This is a genomic window from Streptomyces roseoviridis (assembly GCF_039535235.1).
In the GTDB taxonomy this organism is placed as follows: Bacteria; Actinomycetota; Actinomycetes; order Streptomycetales; family Streptomycetaceae; genus Streptomyces; species Streptomyces roseoviridis.
On sequence record NZ_BAAAWU010000001.1, the window covers coordinates 171,099 to 194,103 of the forward strand.

19 protein-coding genes and 1 pseudogene are annotated in these 23,005 nt (G+C 74.0%); 12 read left to right on the forward strand and 8 right to left on the reverse strand.

Features of this window, described 5'->3' with window-relative positions; translation table 11 throughout:
- Nucleotides 1–373: 373 nt before the first annotated feature.
- A pseudogene (locus tag ABD954_RS33535) lies at nt 374–1,430 on the reverse strand (AraC family transcriptional regulator).
- Nucleotides 1,431–1,637: 207 nt separating this feature from the next.
- Here ABD954_RS33535 and ABD954_RS00775 point away from each other — a divergent pair.
- From ABD954_RS00775 to ABD954_RS00785, 3 genes are all read left to right on the forward strand, one after another.
- The gene (locus ABD954_RS00775; protein ID WP_345483746.1) at nt 1,638–2,075 is read left to right on the forward strand and encodes a nitroreductase family deazaflavin-dependent oxidoreductase; all 438 of its coding nucleotides are present in this window, start codon (nt 1,638–1,640) and stop codon (nt 2,073–2,075) included.
- 373 nt (nt 2,076–2,448) lie between these two features.
- Nucleotides 2,449–3,534, forward strand: coding sequence for a nitric oxide synthase oxygenase (locus ABD954_RS00780; protein WP_345483747.1), 1,086 nt, complete (start codon nt 2,449–2,451; stop codon nt 3,532–3,534).
- A gap of 302 nt (nt 3,535–3,836) precedes the next feature.
- Nucleotides 3,837–4,739, forward strand: a complete 903-nt coding sequence (locus tag ABD954_RS00785; protein WP_345483748.1) for an oxygenase MpaB family protein — start codon at nt 3,837–3,839, stop codon at nt 4,737–4,739.
- A 794-nt stretch (nt 4,740–5,533) separates the two neighbouring features.
- Here ABD954_RS00785 and ABD954_RS00790 read toward each other — a convergent pair.
- From ABD954_RS00790 to ABD954_RS00805, 4 genes are all read right to left on the reverse strand, one after another.
- On the reverse strand, nt 5,534–6,055 hold the full coding sequence (locus ABD954_RS00790; RefSeq protein WP_345483749.1) for a hypothetical protein: 522 nt from the start codon (nt 6,053–6,055) through the stop codon (nt 5,534–5,536).
- A gap of 275 nt (nt 6,056–6,330) precedes the next feature.
- Nucleotides 6,331–8,577 (reverse strand): MMPL family transporter, encoded by a 2,247-nt coding sequence (locus ABD954_RS00795; protein WP_345483750.1) that lies wholly within the window; start codon nt 8,575–8,577, stop codon nt 6,331–6,333.
- A gap of 134 nt (nt 8,578–8,711) precedes the next feature.
- Nucleotides 8,712–9,206, reverse strand: coding sequence for a MarR family winged helix-turn-helix transcriptional regulator (locus ABD954_RS00800; protein ID WP_345483751.1), 495 nt, complete (start codon nt 9,204–9,206; stop codon nt 8,712–8,714).
- A 48-nt stretch (nt 9,207–9,254) separates the two neighbouring features.
- A complete protein-coding gene (locus tag ABD954_RS00805; RefSeq protein ID WP_345483753.1) occupies nt 9,255–10,244 on the reverse strand; it encodes a Gfo/Idh/MocA family protein in 990 nt (329 codons plus the stop codon).
- Between the two features lie 392 nt (nt 10,245–10,636).
- Here ABD954_RS00805 and ectA point away from each other — a divergent pair, with 392 nt between their 5' ends.
- The 4 genes from ectA to thpD all read left to right on the forward strand — a co-directional run bounded on the left by ectA (nt 10,637) and on the right by thpD (nt 14,227).
- Complete coding sequence (gene ectA, locus ABD954_RS00810; RefSeq protein ID WP_382746091.1) at nt 10,637–11,179, forward strand: diaminobutyrate acetyltransferase; 543 nt, start codon at nt 10,637–10,639, stop codon at nt 11,177–11,179.
- Nucleotides 11,180–11,335: 156 nt separating this feature from the next.
- Complete coding sequence (gene ectB / locus ABD954_RS00815) at nt 11,336–12,622, forward strand: diaminobutyrate--2-oxoglutarate transaminase (RefSeq protein ID WP_345483756.1); 1,287 nt, start codon at nt 11,336–11,338, stop codon at nt 12,620–12,622.
- A gap of 194 nt (nt 12,623–12,816) precedes the next feature.
- The gene (locus ABD954_RS00820) at nt 12,817–13,221 is read left to right on the forward strand and encodes an ectoine synthase (RefSeq protein WP_345483757.1); all 405 of its coding nucleotides are present in this window, start codon (nt 12,817–12,819) and stop codon (nt 13,219–13,221) included.
- A 106-nt stretch (nt 13,222–13,327) separates the two neighbouring features.
- Complete coding sequence (gene thpD, locus ABD954_RS00825) at nt 13,328–14,227, forward strand: ectoine hydroxylase (RefSeq protein ID WP_345483758.1); 900 nt, start codon at nt 13,328–13,330, stop codon at nt 14,225–14,227.
- Between the two features lie 364 nt (nt 14,228–14,591).
- Here thpD and ABD954_RS00830 read toward each other — a convergent pair whose 3' ends face one another.
- On the reverse strand, nt 14,592–15,446 hold the full coding sequence (locus ABD954_RS00830; protein WP_345491862.1) for a SigB/SigF/SigG family RNA polymerase sigma factor: 855 nt from the start codon (nt 15,444–15,446) through the stop codon (nt 14,592–14,594).
- Nucleotides 15,447–15,706: 260 nt separating this feature from the next.
- Here ABD954_RS00830 and ABD954_RS00835 point away from each other — a divergent pair, with 260 nt between their 5' ends.
- On the forward strand, nt 15,707–16,093 hold the full coding sequence (locus tag ABD954_RS00835) for an ATP-binding protein (RefSeq protein WP_345483760.1): 387 nt from the start codon (nt 15,707–15,709) through the stop codon (nt 16,091–16,093).
- 224 nt (nt 16,094–16,317) lie between these two features.
- On the opposite strand, the gene ABD954_RS00840 is transcribed toward ABD954_RS00835, so the two are convergent.
- Entirely contained in the window at nt 16,318–16,542 is a 225-nt protein-coding gene (locus tag ABD954_RS00840; protein WP_345483762.1) for a DUF6458 family protein, read from the reverse strand.
- Between the two features lie 306 nt (nt 16,543–16,848).
- Here ABD954_RS00840 and ABD954_RS00845 point away from each other — a divergent pair, with 306 nt between their 5' ends.
- From ABD954_RS00845 to ABD954_RS00855, 3 genes are all read left to right on the forward strand, one after another.
- Complete coding sequence (locus ABD954_RS00845) at nt 16,849–18,867, forward strand: CASTOR/POLLUX-related putative ion channel (RefSeq protein WP_345483763.1); 2,019 nt, start codon at nt 16,849–16,851, stop codon at nt 18,865–18,867.
- Between the two features lie 105 nt (nt 18,868–18,972).
- Nucleotides 18,973–20,088, forward strand: a complete 1,116-nt coding sequence (locus tag ABD954_RS00850) for a mechanosensitive ion channel family protein (RefSeq protein ID WP_345483764.1) — start codon at nt 18,973–18,975, stop codon at nt 20,086–20,088.
- Nucleotides 20,089–20,162: 74 nt separating this feature from the next.
- Nucleotides 20,163–20,837, forward strand: coding sequence for a beta-glucanase (locus ABD954_RS00855; protein ID WP_345483765.1), 675 nt, complete (start codon nt 20,163–20,165; stop codon nt 20,835–20,837).
- Nucleotides 20,838–21,076: 239 nt separating this feature from the next.
- On the opposite strand, the gene ABD954_RS00860 is transcribed toward ABD954_RS00855, so the two are convergent.
- A complete protein-coding gene (locus tag ABD954_RS00860; protein ID WP_345483767.1) occupies nt 21,077–21,607 on the reverse strand; it encodes an HPP family protein in 531 nt (176 codons plus the stop codon).
- Between the two features lie 272 nt (nt 21,608–21,879).
- Here ABD954_RS00860 and ABD954_RS00865 point away from each other — a divergent pair, with 272 nt between their 5' ends.
- On the forward strand, nt 21,880–22,848 hold the full coding sequence (locus ABD954_RS00865; RefSeq protein WP_382746105.1) for an aldo/keto reductase: 969 nt from the start codon (nt 21,880–21,882) through the stop codon (nt 22,846–22,848).
- Nucleotides 22,849–23,005 lie beyond the last annotated feature (157 nt).

A 23,005-nucleotide genomic window follows, 5' to 3' on the forward strand; every position in this document is an offset into this window, starting at 1 on the left:
AAGGGTGTCCGAGGAGGGCTCACATGACGGGGAGCCGTCCGCCGTACATGCTCGGGGCGCGGCCTGACGCGGTGCCAGCTGCGTCACACGTACGGGGAGTTCAAACCACCCCTTCGGTCACTCGGGGCTCTCCTGCGCAACGCCTGCTCGTCGGCGTGGCCCGGCCGGATCCAGGGCCGGGAGACGATCCGCCGCCGGGCAGAGACCGAGGCCGAGGTCGTCCGGACGCGGGGCACCCCCTTCGCCCTCTACGACTGCGAACCGCGGGTCACCGTCGCCCTCGACGCGGTGAGCGCCCGCGTCGCGCGGGTCCTGTCCGGATCCTCGCCACCCCGGAGCCCCCGCTCACCGCTCACCGCTCACCGCTCACCGCCTACCGCATGCCGTCCGGGGCCCGAGGGGCGGGGGTGGCCGGGGCGGGGGCGGCGTCCCTGGCTGACAGCGCCTGCCGGCGGTGGTCGCGGGCGGTGAGCCCGTACGCGGAACGGAAGGAGCGGGTGAAAGCAGAGGCGTTCGGCATCCCCCAGCGTGCGGCGAGCACATGGACGGGAGTGGCGCGCAGGGACGGGTCGGCCAGGTCGGCGCGGATCCTTTCCAGGCGCTGGGAGCGGATCCAGGAGGCGACCGTCTCGCCCGGGAAGCATGCGCCGAAGACGCGGTGCAGATGGCTGAGGGAGATGTGGTGGGCGGCGGCGACCGTGGCCGGGGTGAGCTCGGGATCCGGCAGGGCGTGCAGGATGAAGGTCCGGATGCGGCGGGCCAGGAGGTCGCGCCGGGATTCCGGAGGCAGGGCGGCCTCGGCGTCCAGGACGTGGGCGAAGAGGGCGGCGACCAGGTCGAGCGTGACCGTGCCCAGGCGGGGCGCGTCGGCCGGCTGGATGTTCGGCCTGCCGGGCGAGGCCCGTGAGGTAGTCCGTCAGGAGGGCTCCCGGGCCGTTCCGCACGGACAGCCCTTGACCGAGGAGCCGCTCCACCCGGGACGGGGGCAGGGGCAGGGCGGACGCCGGGAGGTCCACGCCCACGCCGGTGACGACTCCGGGCCGCCGCCGGCTCGTGGGTTCCGGGGCGTGCGCCAGGGCTTCGCAGGCCTGCCGGCTGGAATCCACGAGGAGTCCGCCGGCGCCGGCCGTGGCGGATCCTCCCCGCTCGTGCGACACGGTCAGTCTGCCGTCGGACGGCAGGGACAGGTGGTAGAGCCCGGTGTCGTCCCGGCGGATCCTGCGCCTGCTCCGGCGGAAGAGCGCGGTCGGGAAGGACGTCCGCCAGACGGTGACCGGCCCCAGCTCCATCAGGCGCAACTCCGCGGGGAAGTCCGCCGCGTGGTCGCTGCTGATGTCGCTCGTACGACTGCGGTGGATCAGTTCCCGCCAGCGGTCGAACCGCTCACCGGCGGCGAAGTCCTCGCTGCGGAACACCGTCCCGATCGCCACTGCACTCTCCGTCTCCCGAGGGGCGCGTCCCGCGGGAGCCTAGGCGGCGGACGCGGCGAGCGACGACGGACGCCGGGCCGGCGGGCGGCGGGCCGACGGGCGGCGGGTGGGGAGGACGGCCGGTTCCGTACGGCGTCCGGTGCTTCGGGGCCGGCCGGGGAGTAGCCTCACGGGGGTTGGTGTCCGCCGTGTCCATGGAGGTCAGTGGTGTCCCTCGAGGGTGTGTACGAGCCGAGCCCGGAGAAGTGGGTCCGCGATCAGGTCGAGCTGTACGAGTCGTCGGGCGGCACGAAGGGCACGACGATGCGGGGCCTGCCGGTCGTGCTGGTGACGACGGTCGGCGCGAAGAGCGGCAGGCTCCGCAAGACGCCGCTGATGCGGGTGGAGCACGAGGGTGCGTACGCGCTCGTCGCCTCCAACGGCGGCGCGGTCAGGCATCCCGTCTGGTACCACAACGTCCTGGCCTCGCCGCTGATCGAGCTGCGGGACGGCCCGAAGGTGTGGGACATGAAGGCGCGGCTCGCGGAGGGCGAGGAGCGGCGGGTCTGGTGGGAGCGGGCGGTCGCCGCGTTCCCCGACTACGCGGACTACCAGCGCAGGACCGAGCGGGAGATTCCGCTCTTCGTCGTCGAACCGGTCGGCTAGGACTTCTGGCGAGGTCCTGCGCCGACTGGCGGGCACCCTAGCAGCCGGCAGTGGGTTCGGGGCGAAGAACGGCTACTCTCCACGCCTCCGTGCGTGCGTACGGTAGTCATGGGGCCAGGGAGGGAACACCTTGGTCTTCAGCCTGAGTCGTCGCCGGAAGTCGCTCTCCGCGCAACCGGCCTCTGTCCCGCCGGTATCCGCTCAACCGGCTTCCGTTCCATCGGTATCCGCTCAACCGGTCTCCGTTCCGCCGGCGGCCGTTCAGCCGGCGTCCGTCCCCTCGGTCGCGGTCGCCGGCTCGTGTCCGTTCGGAGCCGTATCGCAACCCCGGTCGCCGCAGGCGCGACCGGGGCGGCCACCGGGGCCACGTGTCGTGGACCGGGGGCAGGCGGAGGAGTTCCTGCGCCGGTTCCACCACGAGGAGTCGCACGCGGGGGACGTGGAGCGGCGGGTCCGCGAGGTGCTCGCCGAGATCGACCGGACCGGCACCTATGAGCACTCCCCCGCCGAGCTGGCCTTCGGGGCGCGGGTGGCGTGGCGCAACGCGGCGCGCTGCATCGGGAGGCTCTACTGGCGCTCTCTCGTGGTGCGCGACCTGCGGTGGGTGACCTCCGCCGACGACGTCGCGGAGCAGTGTGCCGAGCATCTGCGGCTGGCCTTCAACGGTGGCCGGATCCGGCCGGTCATCTCGGTGTTCGCTCCGGACCGGCCGGACCGTGCCGGGCCGCGGATCGTCAACGACCAGCTGGTCCGCTACGCCGGGCACCGCACGTCCGCGGGACGCTGGATCGGCGATCCGCGCGGCGGGGCGCCGACGGAGCGCGCCCGGGCGCTGGGCTGGAAGCGCGAGGAGGAGGCGTTCCAGGTGCTGCCGTTGATGGTGCGGGAGCGTCCGGCGGCGCGGCCGGAGTGGTACGAGCTGCCGGAGGACGCCGTGTCGGAGGTGCCGCTCCGGCATCCGGACCACGCGTGGTTCGCCGAGCTCGGGCTGCGCTGGTACGCGGTGCCGGCGATCAGCGACATGGTCCTGGAGATCGGCGGGCTGCGGTATCCGGCGGCGCCCTTCAACGGCTGGTACATGGGAACGGAGATAGGCGCCCGGAACCTGGCGGACACCGGGCGCTACGACCTCCTCCCGGTGGTGGCCGACCGGCTCGGGCTCGACCGGTCGAGCGAGCGCACGCTGTGGCGGGACCGTGCGCTGGTCGAGCTGAACGTGGCCGTTCTGCACTCCTTCGAGGAGGCGGGGGTGACGATGGCCGACCATCACACCGAGTCCGAGCGGTTCCTCCGGCACATCGAGCGGGAGCGCCGGCATGGCAGGGCCACCCCCGCCGACTGGAGCTGGATCGTTCCGCCGGTGTCCGGCTCCGCCACTTCCGTCTTCCACCGCTACTACGACCCGGTGGATCCGTCGCTGCGGCCGGCCTTCCTCCCGGGCGAGCCGTCCTACGGGTAGTCCACCGGGCCCCGGGGGCCTTGAGGTGGCGGTCGCGCGGCATCGCAGGACGGTGCGGCTCGCCCGGTAGGTGGTGCCCCGGAAGTAGGGGAAGTCGAAGACGCCGGAGATCTCGATCCGCCACAGCAGCAGGGTGAGGACCGAGTGCGGGGAGAGCGGCGCCACCGCGGTCGCCATGGCGGGGACCGGTCCGCAGCCGCCTGCCACCAGCGGGAGCGGGCGGCCCAGGCGGGGTGGGACCCGGCGGGTCAGCCACGGCAGGGACCTTCCCGGGCACCGGGAACGGGGCGCACACTTGAGTCGTGCCCTGGCTTGTGCCGTTCTCCGGCGCGCTGCGGAAACGGGCCGGTGAGGCACTGCTGCACCGGGTCGCCGGTCCCACCGCGCACCAGAAGCGCGTCCGGATCCACGGGACTCCGGGGCCGCGCTGGTTCGGCCCGGGCCGTCCCGTACGGGTCGTGCACGCGGACGCGTCCATGTACGTGGGCGGGCTGGCGGCGCTCCTGCTCCAGTCCCTGCACCCGGTCGCCATGGCGGCGGTCGCCGCGCACTCCGGCTTCCGGGGCGACCCCTGGGGGCGGCTCCAGCGCACCAGCACCTTCCTGGCGACCACGACCTTCGGCACCGCCGAGGATGCCGAGCAAGCGGTGGGGCGGGTGCGCGCGGTGCACGACGTGGTCCACGGGCGGACGCCGGAGGGCGTGCCGTACCGGGCGTCCGATCCTCGGCTGCTCGCCTGGGTGCACGCGGCCGAGGCCCACTGCTTCCTTGAGGCCCACCAGCGGTACGGCAGGGCTCCGCTGGACGCGGCGGGGGCGGACGGGTACGTGGCGGACATGGCGCGGGTGGCGCGGCGACTGGGCGTGACCGACCCGCCGGAGAGCCGAGCGGCGCTGGCGGCCGTCCTGTCCGCGTACCGCCCCGGACTCCGTGCCACCACCGCCTCGCGGGACACCGCCCGCTTCCTGCTCGCCCACCCGCCCCTGCCCTGGCCCGCCCGGCTCCCGTACGCCTTCCTCAGCGCGGCCGCGGTCGACCTCCTGCCCGCGTGGGCGAGGCCCCTGCTGGACCTGCCGTACACCACCCGCCTGCTCCTGCCGCTCGCCCGCCCGGGCGGTCACGCGGTGGTCGCGGCGATCCGCTGGGTGACGCCACCACTCCCCCGGGGATCGGGCGCGGCGGAAGAGCGGCCGGACCGGCAGTAGGGCGCGCGGGCCACTCGGGCGGCGGCTCGGCGGCGTCGCGAGGGGCGCGGTGTCCTCGCGCTCGGGCCCGCGCTTCCCTCGTAGCCGTCAGGGCAGCGGGCGGGTGGGCGCGGCCCGTGGGGCTCACGGCGCGTGAGCCGGCGCGCGGTGCCGCGTAGCCCTCGGGGCGGCAGGGGGGTGGGGGCGACCCATAGGGCTCCCGACGCAGGCGCCGACGCACGGTTCCGCGTAGCCCTCGGGGCAGCAGGCGGGTGGGCGCGGCGCGTGGGTTCACAGCGCATGCGCCGACGCACGGTGCCGACGGCGCACTTCACGGGGACGGACCGGTCCCGGCTCCCCGGGCTGGAGAGCGGACGATGCCCCTGCCGACCCGACCCGGTTCCCGCTCCTCCAGACCGGGCCCGGAGCCCGGCACGTACGGCGCGGCCTCGCCCCGCCGTCCGAAGGCGCCGCCACTTCCGTCCTGCCGTCATCGGCGGCCCCCGTCGCGTACCCCGCCGCGCGAGCGCACGACGCCTTTCGCCGACCCGACCCGGCTCCCGCTCCTCCAGTCCGGGCCCGGAGCCCGGCACGTACGGCGCGGCCTCGCCGCCGTCCGAAGGCGCCGCCACTTCCGCACTGCCGTCATCGGCGGACCCCGTCGCGTACCCCGCCGCGCGAGCGCACGACGCCTTTCGCCTATCCGACCCGGCTCCCGCTTCCGCGCTCAGCCGGGTCGTCCTGCCCTGCCCGGGCAACAGGCGCCGGCCCGTCGGCCGGATCACGCGCCGGTCGGGGTACGACCGGCCGGGGCGTCAGCCGCGGCCGCCCCGTCGGGGGCGGCCTCCTCCCTGGCCGCCGCCCTGGCCGCGGCGGCCGGGGCGTCTGCGCGGGGAGGGCGGTCCGGAGACCGCGGGGCCGCCGGCGGCCTCCGGGGACGAGAACATCATCGGCACCGCAGGAGGGGCCGCGGGCGAGGTCGTCGGGGGGACGGGCGGAGCGGTCGTCGCTCCCCCGGCCGCCGCGGCCGCGCGGGCGGCCAGGGAGTCGTGGGAGCCAGCGGCGCCGGCCCCGGCGACCACGGTGGCGTGGGCGATCAGGGGCGCGCAAGCCTGGCAGATCTCGGCCAGCGTCCAGACCTCGGCGACGGCGGGATTGTGGATGAGGACCAGCAGGGTCCGGCCGTTGCAGGTGGCGCGGGCCGTGTGGTGGCGGCAGCCGCTGGCTCCGCAGGCGCAGTCCGCGTTCGGGCGGGGCGTGGCGAGGCGGCCGTGCGCGCGGGCGTGCTCGGCGGCGAAGACGCGCAGCGCCTGGATGTCCCTGGACCGTGCCGGCATGCGGCAGCCCGCCGTCGTGCAGGTGACCGTGGCGGAGTGGTCGGGATGACCGGTGAGACGAACCGTCCAGGTCCTGCCTGGCACACGTGATCCGGGAAGCATGCTCAACGCGCGCGTGTCCGTTCGAGTGAGAGGGGTGTTGGCCATGGTTTTACCCCGTTGGCGGCGAAGGTTCACATCCGGGTCCCGGTTCCCGGCGCGTTCGGCCGAACCCGGTCCCCCGCCGGCGGCCCGGTGGCCGTCGGCGGGGGCCGTGCCGCGGTGGGCGCGGCCGGTCAGGCGCGGCGGTCCGGCGCCCCCGGCCACCACACGCGCGGCCCGATGTCCCGTACGAGGGCGGGCACCAGCAGGGAGCGCACGACGAGGGTGTCCAGCAGGACGCCGAAGGCCACGATGAAGGCGATCTGCACGAGGAACGCGAGCGGGATGACGCCGAGCGCGGCGAAGGTGGCCGCCAGTACGACCCCGGCGGAGGTAATGACGCCGCCCGTCGCGAGCAGTCCGCGGCGCACGCCCTCACGGGTGCCGTGCGCCATGGTCTCCTCGCGGACCCTGGACATCAGGAAGATGTTGTAGTCGACGCCGAGGGCCACCAGGAACACGAACCCGTAGAGGGGGACCGCGGGATCGGTGCCGGTGAAGCCGAGGACGTGGTGGAAGACCAAGGCCGAGACGCCCAGCGTGGCGGCGAAGTTGAGGGCGACCGTGGCGACGAGGAGCACGGGGAGCAGCAGTGAGCGGAGCAGTCCGACGAGGATCACGAGGATGATCGCGAGGACCACGGGCACGATGAGCAGCCGGTCGCGCTCGGCGGTCCGCCGGGTGTCGTACTGCTGGGCGGTGTAGCCGCCCACCAGCGCGTCCGCCTCGGGCACGGAGTGCAGTGCGGTGCGCAGGCGGGCGACGGTGTCCTTGGCGGCGTCGCTGTCGGCGGCGTCCTCGAGGGTGACGTCGACGCGGACGCGCCCGTCGGCGACCAGGGGTTCGCCCGGTCGTCCGGGGCCGCCGGTGGTGAGGACGGCGGCGGAGTCGACGCCCTCGACGCCTGCCGCGACGGACCGCACCTCGGTGGCGGAACGGGCGTCGGCGATCACGATGGCGGGGTTGCCCGCGCCTCCCGGGAAGTGCTCGCCGAGCTGCCGTTGCGCGGTGACGGACGGGGCGTCCTTGACGAAGATCTCGTCGAGGGGCACTCCGCGGGAGTCGAGGGTCGGGGCGAAGGCGGCGCAGGCGAGGAGCGCGGCGAGCGTCCAGGCCCACACCGGGCGGGGCGCACGGTCGACCAGGGCCGCCACGCGGCGCCACACGGTGTGGGCGTCGCCGAGCGCGTCCGCGTCGGTGTCCGGGTGGGTGTCCCGGCCGGTGTCCGGGTGGGTGTCCCGGCCGGTGTCCGAGCGACTGTCTCGGCCCGTCTCAGGGCGAGTGGACACCGTCACCGTGCCGCTGGAGGTCGTCCCCGGGCGAGTGGTTGTGGTCGCCTCCGGGCGGGCGGGTGCCGTCTTCGGGCGGGCGGGCCAGTAGGCGGCGCGGCCGAGGAGCACCAGGACGGCGGGGAGGAAGGTCAGGGCGCCGAGTACGGCGCAGACGATGCCGATGGCGCCGACCGGGCCGAGGGCGCGGTTGTTGGTGAGGTCGCTGAGGAGGAGGGCGAGCAGGCCGAGTCCGACGGTCGCCGCGCTCGCCGCGACGGGGCCCGCGGTCTGCCGCAGAGCGGCGCGCATGGCGGGGAAGCGGTCGCCGTCGCGCCTGCCGAGCTCCTCCCGGTAGCGGACGGCGAGGAGCAGGGCGTAGTCCGTGGCGGCGCCGATGACCAGGATGGACAGGATGCCCTGCACCTGGCCGTCGACGCGGACGACGTCGTGGTCGGCGAGGACGTAGACGACGGCACAGGCCAGGCCGAGCGAGAACACCGCGCCGAGGATGATCATCAGCGGCAGCAGGACGCTCCGGTACACCAGCAGCAGGATGACCAGGACGGTCGCGAGCGCCACTCCGAGCAGCAGGCCGTCGATGCCGGCGAAGGCGTCGGAGAGGTCGGCCTGGGTGGCGGCGGGGCCGCCGACGTGGGCGTCGGTGCCGGGCACGGTCGCCGCGGCGGCGCGGATCTCGTCGAGGGCCGGGGCGAGGCCGTCGCCGAGGCCGGGGCGGAGCGGGACGACGCCGCGGAGGGCCTGTCCGTCCTCGGAGGGCAGGGCGGGCGAGGGGGCTTCGACGACACCGGGCCGTCCCTCGAGGGAGGCGAGGGCGCGGGTGGCGGCCGCGGCGGCGGAGGGGTCGAGGCGCTCGCCGTCCTTCGAGGTCCAGACGACCAGAGCGGGGAGGGACTCCTCCTGGCGGAAGGACTTCTGGGCCTCCAGGACCTTGGTCGACTCGGCGCTGCGGGGCAGGAAGGCCGCCTGGTCGTTGGTCGCGACCTCGCCGAGCCTGCCGGCGAAGGGGCCGAGGCCCGCCCCGATGGCGAGCCAGACGACGAGGAGCAGCAGTGGCAGCACGCGGCGGGCCCAGGACGGGGGTGAGGACATGGAAACTCCCGGAGCGATTATCTCAGCGGTAAATAATCTCAATGATTGAGAGATATTGAAGCACGGGCTCCTCCGGGACGACTTCATCGGCACGGCTCCGGGCGCGCCGGGTGCCGGGCGCCGGGTGCCGCGGGTCAGCGCCTCGGCACCCGCAGATCACCGAGTTCGGCGTTGAGGGCGTCCAGATAGCGCTGGACGACGGCGAGTTCGGCCTCGTCGAACCGGGCGCGGGTGCGCTCGGCGGCCTGGGCCAGCGGCAGGAAGTAGCTGCGCGCGACGGCCCGGGCGTCCTGTACGTAGTGCACGTGCACGACGCGGCGGTCCGCGCTGTCCCGCGTCCGCCGGATGTGTCCGGCCTTCTCCAGCCGGTCCAGACAGGCCGTCACGGCTCCGGAGGTCAGGCCCAGATGCTCCCGCAGCATTCCCGGGGTCGGCGGGTCGGCGCTGTCCAGCACGAAGGACAGCGCCGAGACGTCGGTGGGGTGCAGCCCCTGGGCCAGGGCGAAGCCGTGGGAGAGCCGGTTGACCTCGGCGATCGTGCGCCGCAGCGCGACGGCGAACCTCTGCAGGTCCGCCGGGGGGCTCCCGGCGCTGTTCGCTTCGACGTCGTTCTCCTGTCCGCTGGCCACGTGACCAGCGTATACACACCCGCGGGACGGCCGGGACGGCCCGCCCGCTCAGACGGTGTCCGCCGGATACCGGACTCCGATGCGCTCGCGTACGGCGTCCAGGGTCCGCATGACGGCCAGGGTGCCGTCCAGGGGGACCAGGGGCGACTCGGTCTCGCCGGCCCTGAGGCAGCGCATGACCTCGGCCGCCTCGTACTGGAAGCCGGCGCGTCGTCCCGGCACGGTGAACTCCTCCGGTTCGCGGCCGTCGCGGTGGAGCACGAAGCCCTCCGGACAGAAGAAGCCGCGCGGCACCTCGATCCGTCCCGTGGTGCCGGTGACCGAGGCGGTCAGCGGCGTGTCGGCCACGAGGGAGCAGGAGAGCAGGGCCGTGGCCCCGGAGTCCCAGCCGAGCAGCACGCCCGTGTTGAGGTCGACGCCCTCGGGCGAGAGGAGCGCGTCGGCGTGGACGCGGTCGGGCTCGCCGAGGAGCAGTTGGGCGAAGGAGACCGGGTACACACCGAGGTCGAGCAGGGCACCGCCGCCGGCGGCCGGGTCACGCAGCCGGTGGTCGGGGGCGAAGGGACCCTCGAGGCCGAAGTCCGCGTGGATCGTGCGGACCTCGCCGATGGCCCCGTCGGCGACGAGCCGGGCCAGTTCCCGGACGACGGGGTTGCAGTACATCCACATGGCCTCCATGAGGAACAGTCCGCGCCGGCGGGCGAGCGCGACGAGTTCCGCGGCCTCGCGGGCGTTCAGGGTGAAGGGCTTCTCGCACAGGACGGCCCGGCCGTTGTCCAGGCACAGCTCCACCGCGGCCCGGTGCGCGGAGTGCGGCGTCGCCACGTAGACGACGTCGACGTCGGTGTCGGCGGCGAGCTCCGCCCAGTCCCCGTACGCCCTCGGTATGCCGAACCGCTCGGCGAACGCCTTGGCCGACGCGGTGCTCCGTGAGCCCACGGCGACGACCTCGGCGTCCGGCATCTCCAGCAGATCGGCCGTGAAGGAGGCCGCGATGCCTCCCGTGGCCAGTACACCCCACCGTACGGTCGCGCTCACGCCGTCTCCCACCCTCTGTCGCCCACGGACGCCGGCACCGAAGGTGCGGCCGCTGCGGAGCCTAGAGGCGGGCGAACTCCCGCGACAGGGCCGCCCATTCCTCGGACAGCGGACTCATCCGCCGCGCGAACACCTACACCTGACCGGACGGGGCGGCTTCAAACGCGAAAGAGGTGAGGGTCTCACGGATCGGAGAGGAGCAGGTCACGCACCTCCAGGCCGTTATCCATCCGTTATAAACGGACACTTTGTGGCCTTATCGCCCGAATTGCAGGGGTGGAAGTGACGGACTTTCCCGCCGCGTCCCGTTCCCGCACCTATCGCAACCCCGCCTCCGGCACAACCCCGCCGCACCAGGAAGTTCGTGGAATCGATAGGTAGCTTCGGCGCCCATGACCACAGCGCACGTTGCAGAAGTGACAACACGAGGTGCCGGTGTCGACATCGGACCGGCCGAGGTGACGGACGGCGCCGACCTCTGGCGGCTCGCCCGCGACGCGGGGGACCTGGACGTCAACTCGCCCTACAGCTACCTGCTGTGGTGCCGTGACTTCGCCGGCACGACCGCGGTCGCCCGGGACGCGTCCGGGCGGGCGGTCGGCTTCGTCACCGGCTACCTGCGGCCCGAGGCACCGGGAACGCTCTTCGTCTGGCAGGTGGCCGTGGATGGTTCGCACCGCGGAACCGGGGTAGCGGGAGCACTGCTCGACGCTCTGTCCGCCCGAGTGGCGGCCGAGCACGGGCCGATCCGGCTCGAGGCGACCGTCACTCCGGGGAACGTGGCCTCCGACCGGCTGTTCCGTTCCTACGCGCGTCGGCACGGCGCCACCGTGACCCGGGAGGTGCTGTTCCCGTCCGACGCGTTCCCTGACGCGCCCGACGCGGGTGGCGGCCACGAGCCGGAGGTGCTCTACCGGATCGGCCCCCCGGCGTAGCGCGCGCCGGACACCTTGAGCCGTCGCCGACGCCCGGCCGACCGGCTGAGGACACCGAACGAGAACACCGACCGCGCACACCGAACGAGCACTCGGACCGGAACAGCGACCGAGCACTGCGCACGAGAACACCGAAAACCGAGAACCGGGAGAACCGTGACCACCCTCACCGACACCGCCCCGTCCGTCTTCGAGACCGTCGAATCCGAGGTGCGCAGCTACTGCCGTGCCTGGCCCGTGGTCTTCGAGCAGGCCCGCGGGAGCCGGCTGTACGACGAGCACGGGCGCCCCTTCCTCGACTTCTTCGCCGGAGCGGGCTCCCTGAACTACGGCCACAACAACCCGGTGCTCAAGCGGGCGCTCCTCGACTACCTGGCGGACGACGGCATCACCCACGGGCTCGACATGTCGACCACCGCCAAACGCGACTTCCTGGAGACCTTCCGCTCCACGGTCCTGGAGCCGCGCGCCCTGCCGTACAAGGTGATGTTCCCCGGCCCGACCGGCACCAACGCCGTGGAGGCCGCGCTGAAGCTGGCCCGCAAGGTCACCGGCCGCAAGACCGTCGTCTCCTTCACCAACGCCTTCCACGGCATGTCGCTCGGCTCGCTCGCCGTCACCGGCAACGCCGCCAAGCGGGCCGGGGCGGGCGTGCCGCTCACCCACACCACGCAGATGCCCTTCGACCACTACCTGGACGACCAGGTGCCGGACTTCCTGTGGTTCGAGCGGCTCCTGTCCGACTCCGGCTCCGGCCTCGACCACCCGGCCGCCGTGATCGTCGAGACCGTGCAGGGCGAGGGCGGCATCAACGTCGCCCGGGCCGAGTGGCTGCGCGGCCTCGCGGACCTGTGCCGGCGGCACGAGATGCTGCTGATCGTCGACGACATCCAGATGGGCTGCGGCCGCACCGGCGACTTCTTCTCCTTCGAGGAGGCGGGCATCACGCCCGACATCGTCACCCTGTCCAAGTCCATCAGCGGCTACGGCCTGCCCATGGCGCTGTGCCTCTTCCGGCCCGAGCTCGACGTGTGGCAGCCGGGCGAGCACAACGGCACCTTCCGCGGGAACAACCCGGCGTTCGTCACCGCGACCGCCGCGCTCGACGCGTACTGGCGCGACGGCACCCTGCGCGAGCGTACCCTCGCCCGGGCCGGCCGCGTCGAGCGCGCCCTCGGCGACCTGTGCGGCGAGGACGGCCGGACGGCCGTCTCGTACCGCGGCCGGGGACTGGTGTGGGGCCTGGAGTTCACCGACGGCGAGCGGGCCGAGGCCGTGTGCCGGCGGGCCTTCGAGCTGGGGCTGCTCCTGGAGACCTCGGGACCGCGCGGCGAGGTCGTGAAGCTGCTGCCGCCGCTGACCGCGACGGACGACGAACTCGACGAGGGGCTCGGGATCCTGGCCCGCTCCGTCCGCCACGCGGCCGACCGCGTCGCGGTCTGACCCGCCACCGCCGACAACCCGCCTCCTCCGCCCCGGCCCCCGCCGACAGACGTCCGCCGACAGACGTCCGGCGTCCGGCGTCCGGCGTCCGGCGTCCGGCGTCCGGCGTCCGGCGTCCGGCGTGCAACGTCCGACGCCCGGCACCCGACGCACGGCGCACGGCGTACGGCCCTGACCAACGAAAGGTCCGCACCATGATCGTCCGTTCCTTCGCCGAGATCGAGAACACCGACCGGCACGTCCGCGCCGCCTCCGGCACCTGGGAGAGCAAGCGCATCGTCCTCGCCCGCGAACGGGTCGGCTTCTCCCTGCACGAGACCGTCCTGTACGCCGGGACCGAGACGTCCATGTGGTACGCGAACCACGTCGAGGCCGTCGTCTGCACCGCCGGCGAGGCCGAGCTCACCGACCACGAGACGGGCCGCACGTACACGATCGTGCCCGGAACGATGTACCTGCTCGACGGGCACGAGCGGCACACCCTCAAGGTCAAGGAGGACTTCCGCTGCCTGTGCGTCTTCAACCCGCCGGTCACCGGCCGCGAGGACCACGACGAGAACGGCGTGTACCCGCTCCTCACCGAGCCCGACCCGGCCTGACCCCTCCGCGCCGTCCCCGCCCGGCGCGGCCTGACCGGGCCCGGAGCGGGCCCCCGGTCGTCCGCACCTCCCGCAGTCCGTACGAGAAAGGAAGGCACCGTCCCTCATGACCTCCGCCCCCACCCGTCCCGTCGACCTCTACCCCACCCGTGGCACCGACGAGGTGCTCATCGGCCGCAAGGACCCCGTCGTCTGGTCCGCCCCCGGCACGCCCGGCCCCTTCTGGGCCCGTGAGCTGGAGGAGTACGAGCGCGACGGCTTCCTCACGGTCGACGAGCTCGTCACGCCGGACGAGGTCGTGGAGCTGCGGGCCGAGCTGGACCGGCTCGTCGCCGACCCGGAGGTGCGCGCCGACGAGCGGGCGATCGTCGAACCGAAGTCCCAGGAGATCCGGTCCGTCTTCGAGGTACACCGGATCAGCGAGGTCTTCGCCCGGCTGGCCGCCGACCCCCGGATCGTGGGCCGCGCCCGGCAGATCCTCGGCTCGGACGTGTACGTCCACCAGTCGCGCGTGAACGTCAAGCCCGGCTTCGGCGCGAGCGGCTTCTACTGGCACTCCGACTTCGAGACCTGGCACGCCGAGGACGGCCTGCCGCGGATGCGGACCGTCTCGGTGTCCATCGCGCTCACCGCGAACCACACCACCAACGGCAGCCTCATGATCATGCCGGGTTCGCACCGGACCTTCCTCGGCTGCGCCGGCGCCACCCCGAAGGACAACTACAAGAAGTCGCTGCAGATGCAGGACGCCGGCACCCCGTCGGACGAGGCGCTGACGACGTTCGCCGAGGCGTGCGGCATCCGCCAGTTCACCGGCGCGCCGGGCTCGGCGACCTGGTTCGACTGCAACGCGCTGCACGGCTCGGGCGACAACATCACCCCGTACCCGCGCAGCAACGTGTTCCTGGTCTTCAACAGCGTCGAGAACGCGCCGGAGATGCCGTTCGCCGCGCCCGTCCGGCGGCCCTCCTTCATCGCCGCCCGCGACGTCACACCGATCGGGTGAGCCGTACGTCGTGGTCCCGTTCCGCGGGGCCTCGGCCGGCGCGGCGCCGCACCGCTTCCGTGACGGCGACCGCCTCGTCGGCGGGGCCCCGCCTCGGTGCCCCGCCCGATGACCCGTCCGTTGTCCCGCCCCGCACGGCCGCCCGTGCGGGGCGGGCGCGGCTCGTGGGGAGTTCGCGCTCGCGGAGGGCGCACCGGGTGGGGCGGGTGGGACGGGTGGAACGGGTGGAAGGCTCGGACCGACGGCTGCGGGACGTGACGAGGGACATGCAGCGGTGCCGGCCCCGGGGCCGTATCCATGGAGGGGATACGGCCCCGGGGCCGGCACCGGGTCGTTCGTCCGGCGGCCCTCGGCCGGTGGCCGGTCAGCCGGCGGCCGGGGCGTCCTCGGCCAGCATGCCCTCGCGGAGCCGGGCCAGGGCGCGGGCGAGCAGGCGGGAGACGTGCATCTGCGAGACCCCGAGCCGGGCGCCGATCTCGGACTGGGTCAGCTCCTCCACGAAGCGCAGGTGGAGCAGCAGCCGGTCGCGCTCGTCGAGGCGTTCCACGAGCGGGGCGAGGGTGTGGAAGTCCTCGAACAGCTCGATCGCCGGGTCCTCGCCGCCGATGAAGTCGGCGAGGGAGGCGTCCGCGTCCTCCTCGTCACCGCCGCCGAGGGCGGCGTCCAGGGAGGTGGAGTGGTAGCCGTTCGCCGCGATCTGCGCCTCGACGACCTCTTCCTCGGAGATGCCCATCAGCTCGGCGAGTTCGGCGACGCGCGGGGCCCTGCCGAGCCGCGAGCCCAGTTCCTCGTTGGCCTTCGCCAGCTCCACGCGCGCCTCCTGCAGGCGGCGCGGCACGTGGACCGCCCAGGTCGTGTCCCGGAAGAACCGCTTGATCTCCCCCACGATGTACGGCACGGCGAAGGTCGCGAACTCGACCTCACGGGAGAGGTCGAAGCGGTCGATCGCCTTGATGAGGCCGACGATGCCGACCTGGACGATGTCCTCCATCTCGTCGCCCCGCGCGCGGAACCGGCCGGCCGCGTACCGGACGAGCGACATGTTCATCTCGATCAGGGTGTTGCGGACGTACTGGTACTCCGCGGTTCCTTCCTCCCTGACCGCGAGTTCTCGGAAGAACACCTTCGACAGGGCGCGCGCGTCCTGGGGCGCGATCTCGTGGGGAGCCTCGAGCACGGGCAGGTCGTTGTACGTACCGCCTTCCGCGGTCGTCGTCATCGCCTTGACCATCTCGGTCCGCACGGGGCCAACCTCCTGTTTCTCGACGAACGTTCGCCTGTGACGCTTCGCCTACCCGCCGTTCGCATGCCCACGCTTCCTTTCTCACCGAGCCGCGTTCGTGAGGGCGCCGGGCGGGCGGCGGCGCATCGCCCGGCGATCCGGGGGAAGGCGAAAAACGCCGGAAGCTTCACCAATCGGTAGGAAAGGGACTCGTGATGAAGACTCGGGGCGACGCCCGGCCCAGTCCGTCGACACCCGTGACCGCGTCCCCCGGCGCCGCGCGACTGGAGGAGGCCGTCGTACGCACGTCGGCGCAGGCACGACGATCCGTTCGCCGGGCCCTGGCCTCCCGCCCGCCGGTCAGTCCCTCGCGGATGGACGACCTGATGCTGGTCGCCTCCGAGTTGGTGACCAACGCGCTGCGGCACGCGGGCGGGGTGACCGCCTTCGCGATAGGCATAGCGCGCGACAGCGTCACCCTGTCCGTCAGCGACGCCAGTCCCCGGACGCCGCAGTACGCGCGTCACCGGGAGCTGCGGCCGGGCGGGTTCGGCTGGCCGATCGTGCTGCACCTGTGCCGCCGGGTCACGCTGGACGTCCGTCCGGACGGCAAGACCGTCCACGCGGTGGTGCCGCTCGACTGACGGCCCTCCGTCGGATCCCGGCCGGGACCCGTGTGGAGCGCGGACGCGTGCGGAGGTGCGGGTGGTGGTCCACGACGACGCCCGGCCCGCTCCCCCGTGCGGGGTGCGGGCCGGGCGTCTGGCGTCGGACGGCCTGTCCGACGGTTTTCTTGACGGGGTGTCGGTCGGGGCGAGCGAACGAAGCGACGGACGGACTGACGGGACGACGAATACCGGATCGGACGTCAGTGAAGGTCCCGGCGCTCGTCTTCGGCGATGGTCGGGGCGACGGGCGGGACGACCATCCGGCGCCGGCGCAGGATGCTGGTGTACACCGCCGTGCCGATGATGCCCACCGCCATGAGGATCAGCCCCACGAGGTCGAGGTTCACCCCCTCGAGCTCCCAGTCGGAGGCAAAGGTGAAGATGGCCCCCACGGCGATCAGGATGATGCAGGCTCCGAGTCCCATGTTTCCTCCCTTGTCGGGCTGGACGGGTCTCGCGTACCCCGCGTCGCGGTCCTCATCCCCTTTGCGGCGCGGGGCCGTCGGCCGGCGGACCGGTCGCCCGTGTGCACGAAAGGATGAACGGCGGCCGTCGGCGGCGTTTCGCGCACGGACGGACGTCACCCTGCTGACGTGCGTAAAGAGCGCGAGTTCACCGTCCCGTCGCAGCAGCGTCGCGTAGCGGCGCAGGCCCGGCCCGCCGGTCCGGCGCGTCCGCCGGCGCGGCGGTCGGCGGGGCGGCCGGCGACAGGAGCGGGGACGCGGGAACGGGTGCGGTACTGGGTCGACCGGACCGTCGTGAAGGGCATGACGGCCCTCGTCGGCTGGTTGGCGCTGGCCTGCCTGGCGGTCGTGGCGCCGGCGAGCGCCGTGCTGGTGTGGACGGACAGCAGGGCGCCGGCGACGCTGGAGGGGAAACTGGCGGCGGTGTGGCGCACCGTCGGGCAGACGCTGCGGCTCGGCGGCGAGGTCGGTCCGCCCTTGCGGATCGCGCTGTCGCTGCTGCTCGCCCTGGTGGCGCTGTTGTACGTGTCCACCCTCGTCGGACTCGTCACCACCGCGCTCACGGACCGGTTGACGGAACTTCAGCGCGGGCACTCCACAGTGGTGGAGGAGGGGCACACGCTCGTGCTCGGCTGGTCGGAGCAGACGCCCACGGTCGTGGCCGAGCTGGTCGCCGCGCACGCCCAGCGGCGAGGCGGTGCGGTCGTGGTCCTGGCGGACCGGGACAAGACCGAGATGGAGGAGGAGCTGCGGGGCGACGGGGCCGTCGCCGGGCGCGTGCGGCTGCTGTGCCGCCGGGGGCGTCCCTCCGATCCGGTCGCGCTCGCCCGGGTGAGCCCGGCGACGGCGGAGGCGGTCCTCGTCCTGCCGCCGGACGATCCGGCCGAGGACGCGCAGGTGGTGCGGACGCTGCTGGCGCTTCGGGCCGCGGTCGGCGACGGCTGCCCGGTCCGGGTGGTGGCGGCGGTGCGGGCGGGCCGCTTCCGGGCCGCGGCGGAACTGGCCGCCGGCGAGGGCTCGACCGTCCTGGAGGTGGACGACATCGCGGCGCGGCTGCTGGTGCGGTGCGTCGGGGAACCCGGGCTCTCCTTCGCGCTGGAGGACCTCCTGGACTTCGCGGGCGCCGAGCTGCACACGCGGCGCGAACCCGGCCTGGCCGGCCGGTCGTTCGGTGAGCTGCGGGCGGGCGGCGCGGAAGTGTGCGTGGTCGGGATCGTACGGAGCGACGGGGAGCCGGTCCTGAACCCGGCGGCGGACACGGAGCTGGGCGAGGGGGACGGCCTGGTGGTGCTCGCGGAGGACGGCGACGTGACGGCCCGTCCGCCGGCCGGTGCCCCGCGGCCCGACCCGACGGTGATGGCGACGGCGCCGGTGCGCCCGCCACGGCCGTCCCGGGTGGTGGTGCTCGGCTGGAACCGCCGTGCCGCACGGGTGATCGAGGCACTCACCAGGGGCACGGCCCCGGGGTCGGTCGTGGAGGTGGTGACGGACGCGGAGGCGGCCACGGTCACGTCCGGTCCGGGCTGGGCGCTTGCGGCGGTCGCGGACGGGCCGGACACCGTGCCACCGGCCGTCACGGACGCGCCAAACACCATGCCACCGGCCGTCACGGACGCGCCAAACACCATGCCGCCAGCCGCCACGGACGCGCCGGACACCATGCCGCCAGCCGCCACGGACGCGCCGGACACCGTGCCACCGGCCGCCACAGACGTCGTCGTGCACCGGGCCGACCCCACCACCGCCGCGGCGGTACGGCGGGTCGGCGCGGGTCACGACCGCGTGGTGGTCCTCGCTCCCGACCAGGGTCCGGATCCGGCGAGCCCCGACGACGAAACCCTCGTCACCCTGCTCCACCTTCGGGCGAGAGTGCGGCAGCAGGGACTGCGGACCGCCCTGGTCACCGAGCTGGCCGATGTCCGCAACCGGCCCCTGGCCCCGGTCGGCGCCGCGGCGGACGTGCTCCTCACCGGCCGGCTCGTCGGGCTGCTGATGGCCCAGATCTCCCAGAACGGCCATCTCGCCCCGGTCTTCGCCGAGTTGTTCTCGGGGCACGGCAACGCGGTGCGGCTTCGGCCGGCCGGAGACTTCGTCACCCCCGGCGCGCGGGCCACGTTCGCGACGGTCGTGGCCTCGGCCGGACGTCAGGGCGCGTGCGCCATCGGTTACCGCGCCGCGGGGGCGGCGGACTCCGCTCCGTACCGCGGTGTGCGGCTGAACCCGCCGAAGGGCGAGGTGCGGTGCTGGGCCGACGGGGACGTGGTGATCGTGATCGCGGCGGAGTGACCGGGAACACCCGGCGCGGCGCGGGCCGCCGGGTGGCGGGTGTTTGGCGGGCGCCACGGGGGTGAGGCGTGAGGACGACCGTTTCGACTCGTCTACTGGGGAGCCATGGAGAGCGTCCTTCGACTGGTGATCGTCCTCGGCGGCTCCGCACTGGTGGCGCTGGCCGCCGTCCGCGCGGCCGACGTCCTGGCGCGGCAGGCCGACGCGCGCAGCCCCGAGACCCCGCTCTGGGGCCTGCTGCGGCGCTGCCGTACACCGCTGTTCGTCGTGCTGTTCACCACCCTGCTCGGGTGGACCTTCCGCGCGACGCGCTGGGCGCCCCTGGACGATCACGCCGACACGGTGTCCCACCTCCTCGTCCTGTGTCTCATCGGTGGCGGCGCGTGGCTGGCCGTACGGGTCGCCTCGGCCGTCGTCGAGTCCTCGTACGCGCGCTACGCGGGACGCTCGCACGACGTGGCCCGAGTGCGCCGGGTCCGGACGCAGGTGACGCTGATCATGCGGGTGGTGGCGGTCGCCGTCGGGGTGATCGCCGGGGCCGTCGCGCTCCTCACCTTCCCGGCGTTCCGTACCGTCGGGACGTCCCTGCTCGCCTCGGCGGGGATCATCGGCATCGTGGCGGGCGTCGCGGCGCAGTCGACGCTCGGCAACCTCTTCGCCGGTTTCCAGATCGCGTTCGGCGACATGGTCCGCATCGGCGACACGGTGGTCGTGAACGGGGAGTGGGGGACGGTGGAGGAGATAACCCTGACCTTCCTGACCGTGCGGACGTGGGACGAGCGCCGGGTCACGCTGCCCGTCTCGTACTTCACCTCGCGCCCGTTCGAGAACTGGTCGCGCGGCGGAGCGGAGATGACGGGCTCGGTCTTCTTCTACTGCGACCACTCCGTGCCGGTGGCGCCGATGCGGGCGCGGCTCAAGGAGTTCCTCGACACCTGTCCGACGTGGGACGGCCGGGCCTGGGACCTCGCGGTCACGGACACCTCGCCCACCTGTGTGACGGTCCGGGCGATCGTCACGGCGAAGGACGCCGACGACCTGTGGACCACCCGCTGCGCGGTGCGGGAGGAACTCATGGCCTGGCTCGTCCGGGAACACCCCGAGGCACTCCCCCGGATCCTGACCGCTCCGGCGGCGGCCCCGGCGGCCGAGACGGGCGAGGACGCGGGGGAACGCAGCTCGCGGCATGACGCCTCGTGGCGACTTCCTGACAAGGAGTGAGGGATTCCGCATCCTGGCGGGCGGGGTGGGGCAGAACAGCGGACGGAGGACCACCCCTGACGCGAGGAGCACCCATGTCCACCTGGCCACCGGCCGAAGAGCCGGTCTTCACCGCGGACTTCGCCTCCACGGAACAGTGGATCGCGGGCCGCAGCTGGGCCTATCCCGACGGAGGTCCGGTCAACCCGCAAGACAACAAGCTGGACCACCTGGTGGAGGATCCCGACTTCAGCCGCTCGGGGGTCTTCCGCGCCGAGCGCCGCCCCGACGGGCTGTGGGACACGGGCCTGCTGACGACGGAGGGGAGCCCCGAGGGCTTCGAGGTGCGCTCCGGGGACGTGCTGGAGGCGCGGGTGCGGCTGCCCGAGGAGACCGGTGCCTGGCCGGCCATCTGGACGTGGCGCGACGGCGGCCAGGAGATCGACGTCTTCGAGTACCACCCCGACAACGCCGATCTGCTGGAACTCTCCAACCGGGTGCGCGGCGCCCACCGCTACCACCGCGATCCGTCGGTGCGCCCCGGTGGCTGGATACGGCTGCGGACCGAGTTCGGCGCCCGCTCGGTGGTCTGGTGGCTCGACGACGTCGAGGTCTTCTCCGACGGCCGCGGGGTCGGACGGCGCTGGCACGCGTATCTGATCGTCAACCTCTCGGTGTGCGCCGGCCGCTATCACCCGGCGCCCGACGAGCACACGACCCGGATGTCCTACGAGGTGCGTGACCTGCGGGTGTTCCGGCCCGCGAGGTGACCGCGCCCCCGTCGTCAGCCGAGGTGCGGGGGGAATCCCGCACCGTGCCCGACCGTCCCGGACGGCGGACCGCCCAAACCGCGGCGGCCCGTCGAGGACCCCTCCTCGCCGGGGCACAGCGCAGCCGGTCCCGGTCCTCGGCGGCGCCGTGAGGTCCGGAACGGCTCGCTCGCCTGCCGTGCGGCGCTGCCCCTCGGATCCGAGCGCGCCGCCGACAGGGCCCCACCGCCCCCACCCGGTCACCACCAGTACGTCGGGTACTTCGTCGCGCCTCTGCGGATGCGGGAGAAGGCGTACTCCATCGTCACCAGGAGCAGCGTGGCGCCGAGGAGGAGCGGGACGAAGCGGGCCGGGGCCGGGGACTGGAGGACGATGACCACCGCGGTCGCGCAGGCGGGTGAGTGCGGGGTGCGGGCGAGGGTGGTGAGGGCCAGGGTGAGGCCCGCGGCCACGGCGGCGGCCCAGGCGGTGGCGCCCGCCACCGTGAGGGTGGCGTAGCCCGCGGCGGCGGCGAGGAGATGGCTGAGGACGACGCTGCGCGGCTGGGAGAGGGGGAGCGTCGGGGCGCTGTGCACGAGGGCGGCGCTGGCGGCCAGCGGCGGTATCAGAACGGGCTCGTGGAGGACGGCGCCGATGGCGACCAGGCCGAGCAGCACGACCGTCACGGCACTGACGCTGTGGAGGGCCGCCGCGGGCGCCGGGCGGGCGGGGGCACGGCCGGTGATGCGGGGCTTCGCCGGCGTCTCGGGCTCGGCGGTGTCGGTGCTCATGCGGGGTCTGTTCCGGGGGTAGGGCGGCCTCGGGCCGACGGGGGCGGGATCGGAAGGGCCGGCGTACGGACCCCGTGATCGACGGTCGGCCCGCCCTTGCGCCCAGGCCCGCGCCGCCCGGGTGGGGGCGGCACGACCGATCCGATTGTATACAAAACGTCGAAGGCCCCACCGGGCCGGGTGGCGCACCGCCACCCCGCCGGTCGCTGCCCCGTCGCCCCTCCCGGCAACCGCCCGCCCTGTGGCAGGGTGAGCCCGTGACGACCACCCCTGTGACCTCCAGCGATGCCCCCGTACCCGCCCACGGCACCGGCCGTGTCCTGCTCGGCTGCATGGGCCTCGGCGGGACCTGGGACACCGCCCCGTACACTCCCGCCGACGTCGACGCCGCCGAAGCGGCCGTCGAGGCGGCCCTGGAGAGCGGCATCACCGTCTTCGACCACGCCGACATCTACCGGCACGGCAAGGCGGAGGCCGTCTTCGGCGAGGTGCTCGCCCGCGCGCCGGGACTGCGCGACCGGATCACGCTCCAGTCCAAGTGCGGCATCCGGCCGGCCGACGGGGACCGGCCCGGAATGTACGACCTGCGCGGGCCCACCATCGTCCGGAAGGTGGAGGAGAGCCTCGCCCGGCTGCGCACGGACGTCCTCGACGTGCTGCTCCTGCACCGGCCCGATCCGCTGGCCGACCCGGCCGAGGTCGCCGCGGCCCTGGAGTCGCTGCACCGGCAGGGCCTCGTGCGCCGCTTCGGCGTCTCCAACATGAACGCCCACCAGATCGCCCGGCTCCAGGCCCACCTGGAAGTGCCGCTGGTGGCCGACCAGCTGGAGATGAGCCTGCTGCGCCGGGACTGGCTGGAGGAGGGCGTGCTCGTCAACACGCCCGCGTCGGCCTCCGTCGGCTTCACCGCGGGCACGGTCGAGCACTGTCTGCACCACGGGATCGCCCTCCAGGCGTGGGGCCCGCTGGCCCAGGGGCGCTACACCGGTCGCCAGGAGACCCCGCAGGAGCAGTCCACGGCCGCGCTCGTCGCGGAGCTCGCGAAGGCCAAGGGCACCACACCGGAGACGGTCCTGCTGTGGTGGCTCCAGCGCCACCCCGCGCGGATCTCCCCGGTCATCGGCACCACCAACCCGACCCGGATCCGCGCCTGCCGGGACGCGGCCGTCGCCGCGCCCGACCTCACCCACGAGGAGTGGTACCGCCTGTGGATCACCGCCCGGGGCGCCGCCCTCCCGTAGCCGCCCCGGCGCCGGGGCCGGCCCCGCCGGTCACGGAACCGCCCGCGACGCGACCGCCCGGCGCGGGCAGTCCCGACGCCTCCCCTCCACGGCCCACCGATGCCCGGCACCAGGCGCCCGACCACGCGGCCCCCGACCACCCGGCCACCCGGCTTCC

Coding starts and splice junctions, on each gene's coding strand:
- ABD954_RS00790 (WP_345483749.1), bottom strand. CDS start 6,055: ATGCCGGCACGGTCCAGGGACATCCAGGCGCTGCGCGTCTTCGCCGCC.
- ABD954_RS00795 (WP_345483750.1), bottom strand. CDS start 8,577: ATGTCCTCACCCCCGTCCTGGGCCCGCCGCGTGCTGCCACTGCTGCTC.
- ectA (WP_382746091.1), top strand. CDS start 10,637: ATGACCACAGCGCACGTTGCAGAAGTGACAACACGAGGTGCCGGTGTC.
- ABD954_RS00820 (WP_345483757.1), top strand. CDS start 12,817: ATGATCGTCCGTTCCTTCGCCGAGATCGAGAACACCGACCGGCACGTC.
- thpD (WP_345483758.1), top strand. CDS start 13,328: ATGACCTCCGCCCCCACCCGTCCCGTCGACCTCTACCCCACCCGTGGC.
- ABD954_RS00830 (WP_345491862.1), bottom strand. CDS start 15,446: ATGACGACGACCGCGGAAGGCGGTACGTACAACGACCTGCCCGTGCTC.
- ABD954_RS00840 (WP_345483762.1), bottom strand. CDS start 16,542: ATGGGACTCGGAGCCTGCATCATCCTGATCGCCGTGGGGGCCATCTTC.
- ABD954_RS00850 (WP_345483764.1), top strand. CDS start 18,973: ATGGAGAGCGTCCTTCGACTGGTGATCGTCCTCGGCGGCTCCGCACTG.
- ABD954_RS00855 (WP_345483765.1), top strand. CDS start 20,163: ATGTCCACCTGGCCACCGGCCGAAGAGCCGGTCTTCACCGCGGACTTC.
- ABD954_RS00860 (WP_345483767.1), bottom strand. CDS start 21,607: ATGAGCACCGACACCGCCGAGCCCGAGACGCCGGCGAAGCCCCGCATC.